General features: G+C 71.7%; 10 protein-coding genes. 9 read left to right on the top strand and 1 reads right to left on the bottom strand.

Annotated features, from left to right (window positions below; translation table 11 throughout):
* Positions 1–181: 181 nt before the first annotated feature.
* The 9 genes from ACVNF4_RS29280 (at position 182) to ACVNF4_RS29240 (ending at position 7337) form a co-directional block, all read left to right on the top strand.
* Positions 182–1702, top strand: a complete 1521-nt coding sequence (locus ACVNF4_RS29280) for an aldehyde dehydrogenase family protein (RefSeq protein WP_461805898.1) — start codon at positions 182–184, stop codon at positions 1700–1702.
* A gap of 25 nt (positions 1703–1727) precedes the next feature.
* Positions 1728–2090 (top strand): DUF779 domain-containing protein, encoded by a 363-nt coding sequence (locus tag ACVNF4_RS29275; protein WP_461805897.1) that lies wholly within the window; start codon positions 1728–1730, stop codon positions 2088–2090.
* A gap of 12 nt (positions 2091–2102) precedes the next feature.
* Positions 2103–3116 (top strand): zinc-dependent alcohol dehydrogenase, encoded by a 1014-nt coding sequence (locus ACVNF4_RS29270; protein ID WP_461805896.1) that lies wholly within the window; start codon positions 2103–2105, stop codon positions 3114–3116.
* Between the two features lie 46 nt (positions 3117–3162).
* Positions 3163–4266 carry an NAD(P) transhydrogenase subunit alpha gene (locus ACVNF4_RS29265; RefSeq protein WP_461805895.1) on the top strand — a complete coding sequence of 368 codons (1104 nt, stop codon included), beginning with the start codon at positions 3163–3165 and terminating at the stop codon, positions 4264–4266.
* Positions 4263–4583, top strand: coding sequence for an NAD(P) transhydrogenase subunit alpha part 2 (locus ACVNF4_RS29260; RefSeq protein WP_461805894.1), 321 nt, complete (start codon positions 4263–4265; stop codon positions 4581–4583). Before ACVNF4_RS29265 ends, ACVNF4_RS29260 begins: the two co-directional genes overlap by 4 nt.
* Entirely contained in the window at positions 4580–5989 is a 1410-nt protein-coding gene (locus tag ACVNF4_RS29255; protein WP_461805893.1) for an NAD(P)(+) transhydrogenase (Re/Si-specific) subunit beta, read from the top strand. Before ACVNF4_RS29260 ends, ACVNF4_RS29255 begins: the two co-directional genes overlap by 4 nt.
* Positions 5990–6105: 116 nt before the next feature.
* A complete protein-coding gene (locus tag ACVNF4_RS29250) occupies positions 6106–6465 on the top strand; it encodes a hypothetical protein (RefSeq protein ID WP_461805892.1) in 360 nt (119 codons plus the stop codon).
* A gap of 5 nt (positions 6466–6470) precedes the next feature.
* Entirely contained in the window at positions 6471–6974 is a 504-nt protein-coding gene (locus ACVNF4_RS29245; RefSeq protein ID WP_461805891.1) for a hypothetical protein, read from the top strand.
* Between the two features lie 15 nt (positions 6975–6989).
* Complete coding sequence (locus ACVNF4_RS29240; RefSeq protein WP_461805890.1) at positions 6990–7337, top strand: peptidase inhibitor family I36 protein; 348 nt, start codon at positions 6990–6992, stop codon at positions 7335–7337.
* Positions 7338–7589: 252 nt separating this feature from the next.
* Here ACVNF4_RS29240 and ACVNF4_RS29235 read toward each other — a convergent pair.
* Positions 7590–7822: 2-oxoacid:acceptor oxidoreductase family protein (locus ACVNF4_RS29235; protein ID WP_461805889.1), on the bottom strand; the 233-nt coding region annotated here is incomplete at its 5' end.

The following is a 7822-nucleotide window of genomic DNA, read 5'->3' as shown; positions in this document are numbered from 1 at the left end:
ACCGCGCTCGCCCGCTGCCTGCCCGGCGGCTCACCGCAGCGCGCCGCCGCCGCGGCCCGCGCACAGCACCTCGAAAAAGCCGCCCTGGCCCAACCCACCCGGCATGCAGCGCGGTTGCAGCGTTCCCCCGCCTAACGTGCTGAACATCAGCCCGACCGTCGTCACCGGAAAGGGGACGAACATGAAGTACGAGCCTCCGGGCGCGCCGGGCAGCCCCGTCGACGTCGCACCGCGCTACGAGAACTTCATCGGCGGCAAGTGGCAGGCCCCGACCACCGGGCAGTACACGCCGAACCTGTGCCCCGCCACCGCCCGCCCGATCTGCGAGGTCCCGAAGTCCGGACCCGAGGACATCGAACTCGCCCTGGACGCCGCCCACTCCGCCAAGGACACCTGGGGCGAGGCGACCACGGCCCAGCGGGCCGCCGTGCTCAACAAGGTCGCCGACGCCATCGACGCCCACCGCGAGGAACTCGCCGTCGCCGAGAGCTGGGAGAACGGCAAGCCCGTCCGCGAGACCCTCGCCGCCGACATCCCGCTCGCCGCCGACCACTTCCGCTACTTCGCGAGCGCGATCCGCGCCGAGGAGAGCGAGATCACCGAGATCGACAAGGAGACCATCGCCTACCACTTCCACGAGCCGCTGGGCGTGGTCGGCCAGATCATCCCGTTCAACTTCCCGCTGCTGATGGCCGCGTGGAAGCTCGCCCCGGCGCTCGCCGCCGGCAACTGCTCCGTCATCAAGCCGGCGTCCCCGACGCCGTGGTCGATCCTCAAGCTGATGGAGGTCGTCGGCGACATCCTGCCGCCCGGCGTCCTCAACGTGGTCAACGGACCCGGCGCCGAGATCGGCAAGGCGCTCGCCACCAACAAGCGCATCGCCAAGGTCGCCTTCACCGGCGAGACCACCACCGGCCGCCTGATCATGCAGTACGCCTCCCAGAACATCGTCCCCGTCACCCTGGAGCTGGGCGGCAAGTCGCCGAACATCTTCTTCAGCGACGTGGCCGCGGCCGACGACGACTTCCTGAACAAGGCCGTCGAAGGACTGGTGCTCTACGCGTTCAACAAGGGCGAGGTGTGCACCTGCCCCTCCCGCGCCCTGATCCAGGAGGACATCTACGAGGAGTTCATGGGGCGCTGCCTGGAGCGCATCCGCGCGATCAAGCTGGGCGACCCCCTCGACACCGCCACCATGATGGGCCCCCAGGTCTCCCGTCAGCAGGTCGAGAAGATCGCCTCCTACGTCGCCGTCGGCGCCGAGGAGGGCGCCGAAGTGCTCGTCGGCGGACAGCGCGCCGACCTCGGCGGCCGGTTCACGGACGGCTACTTCTACGAGCCGACCGTCCTCAGGGGAAACAACCGGATGCGGGTCTTCCAGGAGGAGATCTTCGGACCCGTCCTCGCGGTCACCACCTTCAAGGACGAGGCCGAGGCCCTCGCCCTCGCCAACGACACCCTCTACGGCCTCGGCGCCGGGGTGTGGAGCCGCGACGGCGCCCGCGCCTACCGGGTGGGCCGCGCCATCAAGGCCGGCCGGGTCTGGACCAACTGCTACCACCTCTACCCGGCAGGCGCCGCCTTCGGCGGCTACAAGGTCTCCGGCATCGGCCGCGAGACCCACAAGATGATGCTCGACCACTACAGCCAGACCAAGAACCTGCTGGTCAGCTACAGCGACAAGCCGCTCGGGCTGTTCTAGTCCGGGCCGCTCCAGGAGGCACCCCGTGAAACCGCGCCCCGGCACCGCCGGACGCGTCACGGCCACCGGCGCGGCGCGCAGGGCCATCGCGGCCCTGCGCACCGCCCACGGCGCACCGGTGATGTTCGTCCAGTCCGCGGGCTGCTGCGACGGCAGCGACCCCATGTGCTTCCCCGGCGGCGAATTCGCCCTGGGGGACGGCGACATGCTCGTCGGCGTCGTGGAGGGCTGCACCTTCCACATGAACGCCGACCAGTACGAGGCCCTCGGCCGCCCCTTCCTCGTCCTGGACGTCGAAGAGGGCACACCGGGCGGCTTCTCCCTCGCAGCCGGGGACGGGCTGCACTTCGTGACCCGGGCGAGGCCGTCCCGGACCAGAGCCAGTTGAGGAGCGCACACCATGAAGGCAGCGGTGGTCACCGACTTCGGCAAGCCCCTGGAGATCCGGGACCTGCCCGTCCCCGAGCCCGGCCCAGGCCAGGTGCTCGTACGGATGGAGGCGTCCGGGCTCTGCCACACCGACATCCACGCCGCCCACGGCGACTGGCCCGTCAAGCCCGTCCCGCCGTTCGTCCCCGGCCACGAGGGCGTCGGCGTCGTACGGGCGGTCGGCGCGGGCGTCCCCGCCGGCCTGACCGGCACCCGCGTCGCCGTGCCCTGGCTCGGCTCGTCCTGCGGCACCTGCCGGCACTGCGTCTCCGGCTGGGAGACCCTGTGCGCCTCCCAGACCAACACGGGCTACTCCGTGGACGGCTGCTACGCCGAGTACGCCGTCGCGAACGCCGCCGCGGTCGTCCGGGTGCCCGACGGCGTGTCGTCCTTCGACGCCGCCCCGCTGACCTGCGCCGGCGTCACCACCTACAAGGCGGTCAAGGTCGCCCGGGTCACCCCGGCCGAGCGGGTCGCCGTCTTCGGCATCGGCGGCCTCGGCCACCTCGCGCTCCAGTACGCGCGCCTGGTCGGCGGCTTCGTCACCGCGGTCGACCTCGAACCCGACAAGCTGGGCCTCGCCCACCGCCTCGGCGCCGACCAGACCGTCAACGCCCGCACCCACGACCCGGTCCAGGAGATCAGGAAGGCCGGCGGCGCGGACGTCGCCGTCGTCCTCGCCGCCGCGCCCAAGGCGTTCGAGCAGGCGTACCGGTCCCTCAACCGGGGCGGACGGCTCGTCATGGTCGCGCTGCCCGCCGACGACGCGAAGATCCCGGTGCCGATCTTCGAGACCGTGCTCGGCGGCATCTCCGTCATCGGCTCCATCGTCGGCACCCGGCAGGACCTGACCGAGGTGTTCGCGCTGCACGCCGCCGGACGCACCCAGGTCATCGCCGAACCCCGGCGCCTGGAGCAGGTCAACGACTCCTTCGACGAAGTCCTCGGCGGCCGGGCCGAAGCACGGCTGGTCTTCGAGTTCTGAGCACCGGGGCCCGGTGCTGCCGGGCCCCGGAGAGAGGCAGCACACCATGGCCACCGTCACCGTGGGCGCACCCCGGGAGCGGGCACCCGGCGAACGCCGCGTCGCCCTCGTCCCCGAGGCCGTCGCCCTCCTGCGCAAGGACGGCCTCGACGTCCTGGTCGAGACCGGGGCCGGCTCCGGCGCCTGGTTCACCGACGCCGACTACACCGCCGCAGGCGCCGAGATCGTCACCGCCGGGGAACTGTACGCCCGCGCCGACGCGGTCCTGTGCGTGGGACCGCCGGACGCGGACAGCGCTCGCTCGCTGCGGGCCGGGCAGGTCCTCGCGGGCCTGCTGGGACCGGCGTGCGTACGCGAGGCGCGCGAGCGCGGGGTACGCACGGTCAGCCTCGACCTGCTGCCGCGCACCCTCAGCCGGGCCCAGTCGATGGACGCCCTCACCTCACAGGCCAACGTCGCCGGCTACAAGGCGGCCCTCGTCGCCGCCGACGCCTACGACCGCTTCCTCCCGATGCTGACCACCGCGGCGGGCACCATGCGCCCGGCGCAGGTCCTCGTCCTGGGCGCCGGCGTGGCGGGACTCCAGGCCATCGCCACGGCCCGCCGCCTCGGCGCCACCGTTACGGCGTACGACGTACGCCCCGAGTCCCGAGGGGAGGTGGAGTCACTGGGCGCCCGGTTCCTCGACATCCAGAGCCCGCCGGACGAGGAACCGGGCACCGCACGCGGCGGCTACGCACGGGAGCTGACCGCCGAGGAGCAGCGGGCCCAGCGAGCCGCCCTCGACGACCACATCGCCCGCTGCGACATCGTCGTCACCACCGCCCAGGTACCCGGCCGCAGGCCGCCGCTCCTGGTGAGCCGCGACACGCTGAAGCGGATGCGGCCCGGGTCGGTCGTCGTCGACCTCGCCGCGAGCGACCTCGGCGGCAACGTCGAGGGCTCCGAGCCCGACAAGACGGACGTCCTCGCGGGCGGCGTCACCGTGATCGGCGCCGGACGGCTGCCCTCCGCGATGGCCACCGCCGCGTCCACGGCCTACGCCCGCAACCTCGTCGCCCTCCTGCGCCACCTGGTGCGGGACGGCGCACTCGTCCTCGACCCGGCGGACGAGATCACCGGAGCCCTGACGGGAGGCGACACACCGTGAACGGCCTCGATCTGCTCACCGCGATCACCGTGTTCGTGCTGAGCGTGCTGGTCGGCGTCGAGGTCATCAGCAAGGTGCCCGCGACGCTGCACACCCCGCTGATGTCCGGCTCCAACTCGGTGCACGGCATCGTCGTCGTCGGCGCCATGCTCATCGCCGCGCAGGCGCACACCTGGCCCGGCTACGCCCTCGCCTTCACCGCGATGGTGTTCGGCGCGATGAACGTCGTCGGCGGATACGTCGTCACCGACCGGATGCTGGAGATGTTCCGGGCCCGGCCGCGCGCGGACGCGAAGAAGGAGGAGCGAGTGTCATGAACGTCTCCGACACCGTCCACTACGTGTTCCTGGCCGCCGCGGCCTGCTTCGTCCTCGGCCTGCATCTGATGAACCACCCGCGCACCGCCCGGCGCGGCAACACCCTGTCGGCCGCCGCGATGTCCGTCGCGATCGCCGCCACCGTGTGGCTCGTCGCCGACGAGGGCACCATCAGCCGCACCGGCTGGCTCGTCCTGGCCTGCGGGGGCCTCGTCGGCGCCGCCCTCGGACTGTGGGCGGCGCGCGAGGTGAAGATGACGGCGATGCCCCAACTGGTCAGCGTCTTCAACGCCGTCGGCGGCGGCGCGGCGGCGCTGATCGCCGTGGACGACCTGCTCCAGTCCGCCGATCCGGCGGGACTCGGCGCCCGGGTCTCGCTGCCCGGCGCCCTCGACATCGTGATCGGCGCCGTCACCTTCTCCGGATCGCTGATCGCCGCCGGGAAACTCCAGGGCGTCGTCTCCGGAGCACCGGTGGTGTTCCCCGGCGCGCGGCTGCTGAACGTCCTGCTGCCGGTCTCCTTCGTCGCGGGCACGGTCTGGCTGGTCCTGGCCCCCGACTCCCGCCCGGCCCTCTACGGGCTCGCGGCCGTCGCGCTGCTGTTCGGCGTGAGCATGGTCCTGCCCATCGGCGGCGCCGACATGCCCGTCGTCATCGCCCTCCTCAACGCCTTCACCGGCTCGGCGGTCGCGATGGCCGGGTTCGTGCTGAACGAGACCGCGCTGATTGTCGCCGGCATGCTCGTCAGCGCCTCGGGCGGCATCCTCACCAAGCTGATGGCCGACGCCATGAACCGCTCCGTCGCGAACGTCGTCGTCGGCGGCTTCGGCACCGGCGACAGCACTCCTGCGGCGAGTGGGGGAGCCCCGGCCCAGGTGCGCTCCCTGTCGGCGGACGACGTGGCGATCCAGCTCGCCTACGCGCACAAGGTGATCCTCGTCCCCGGGTACGGCCTCGCCGCGGCCCAGGCCCAGCACGAACTCGGCGCCCTGGCACAGCTGCTCACCGACCACGGCGTCGACGTCAGCTACGCCGTCCACCCCGTCGCCGGCCGGATGCCGGGCCACATGAACGTGCTGCTCGCCGAGGCGGACGTGCCCTACACCCAGCTCAAGGAGATGGACGACGTCAACCCCGAGTTCCCCCAGGCGGACGTGGCCCTGGTGATCGGCGCCAACGACGTCACCAACCCGGCCGCCCGCCGGCCCGGCAACGCCGTCTCGGGCATGCCGATCCTCGACGTCGACAAGGCCCGCAGCGTCGTCGTCATCAAGCGGTCCATGGGCCACGGGTACGCGGGCATCGACAACGAGCTGTACACCGATCCGAGGACCGGGATGTTCTTCACCGACGCGAAGAAGGGACTGGCCGAACTCAAGGCGGCTGTCGGGGAGTACGTCGGCTGACATCGGGATGACAGTCACACATCGTCACCGAAAGGGGCGAAGTCGGACGCTTGCGGGATGCCGGGTGGGGCAGTCTGGTTGCACACAGTGGTCAAGACCGCTTTGGGGCCGCCAGAATGAAACGAACATCCGCACTCGTCCTCACCTTCCTCGCCGCCGTGGCCGCGCTTCTGCCGGCCACGGCGGAGGCACAGGCCGGCAGGGTGCCGGGGAAGGTCTGCTTCTGGACCGGGATCGGCCAGCACGGCCAGGCGTGGTGCTACGGACCGCCCGGCTACGCGGAGGCGGAGAACGGGACACAGCGGGGCGCCGTCTCCTTCGAATCCAGCGTCAACAGCACCGTCTACGCCATCAGTTACACCGCCACCGGCTGCCTCTACCGGGCGATCTACCCCGGCGACCACGACGAGAACTGGAGCTGGGGGAGGAAACTCGACGGAGTCGGCGACAACACCATGGGCTGCGACCAGGGCTGACCGCCGTGCACCTCCGGCCGCTCGCTCTCGTCGCGATCACGCTGCTCGGCCTCGGCGGTTGCGCGAACAGCCCCGCCTCCCGCCCTCTGTCGCCCGACGACACCGTCAAAGCCGCCCAACAGGCGCTGACCGACCGCTGTCTGACCCGCCAGGGCCTCACCCCGCCCCGGCCCGGACCGCAGCCGGGCAGCACCGAGGAACAACAGCGCGTCGCCGACGCCCTGTTCGGGCGCCCGCCCGCCGAACTCTCCCTGACCCTGGCGGGCGGCATCTCCGTACGCGCCCACACCGACGGCTGCCTCGCCGCCGCCCAGCGCACGCTGTACGGGGACGAGAAACGCTGGTTCCAGGTATACACCGTCGTCAACAACCTCAAGGCGGAAGCCGCTCACGAAGGCACCGGCCTGGACACCGTCCGAGCCCGGCACCGCTCCGAGGTCACCGAATGGCGTCGGCTGCGCTCCCACGCACTCGACATCTCGGCCCGCGTCCTGCACGACGCACACTGATGAAGGAACCCCCTCATGAAGCATCCCCTCGCCCTGCTCACCGCCGCCACCGTCACGAACACCGCGTACGCCGCGTCCTGCCCGAGCGGCAACTTCTGCGCCTGGACCGACGCCGACTACGGCGGCCAGCGCTGGAACTGGTCGGGCGACGACGGCAACTGGGAGCCCGGCATCGAGGACGCGGACTCCTCCTGGGCCAACCACGGCATCTCGGGCCCTGGCATCAAGGACCACGTCCAGGTCTACGAGAACCCCGGCTGGATCGGTCTCGGCACCGTCTGCCTCGCCCCCGGACAGGAGATCGCGAGCAACGGCTGGGGCAATGACAGCGGGGACTCCCACACCTGGAAGACGGGCTGCTGAACTCGTCCCTTCGCACGGCGCCGGGTGCCGGCGCCGCGCTCGGTGGGGTGGGAGAGGGATGTGATCACGTCGGTGGGGTGTGTGACGTCCTCGCTCGATCCACCTCCACCCATGTACTCGCACCGGCCGAGTTCCCCCGACCCCACCAGCCGGCTCAGCTCCTCCACGATGTGCGTCTGCGGGGAGATCGGATAGGCGGCGATCACCTCCGGCCGGCAGTGCGCGACGGTCTCGGCGACCGCGCGTGACCCCTCAGTCTGCTTCAGCATGCGCGTGCTCCTCACCCAGGCTCCGGACGAATGCGTACGCCTCCCGAGCGGCCTCCGCGTTGGCCGGTCCCAGTCGGCCCGGGAAGCGGTCGTGGATCGCCTCGGTCAGCGCGTCGATCCCCACACAGCCGGTCAGCGCGGCCAGCTCGCCGAGCAGCGCCGCGTTCGGCACCGGACGGCCGATGCGGCGCAGGGCCAGCGCGGTCGCGGGGACGG

The organism is Streptomyces sp. S6 (assembly GCF_054880855.1).
This window is presented reverse-complemented; position numbering and strand designations above follow the sequence as displayed.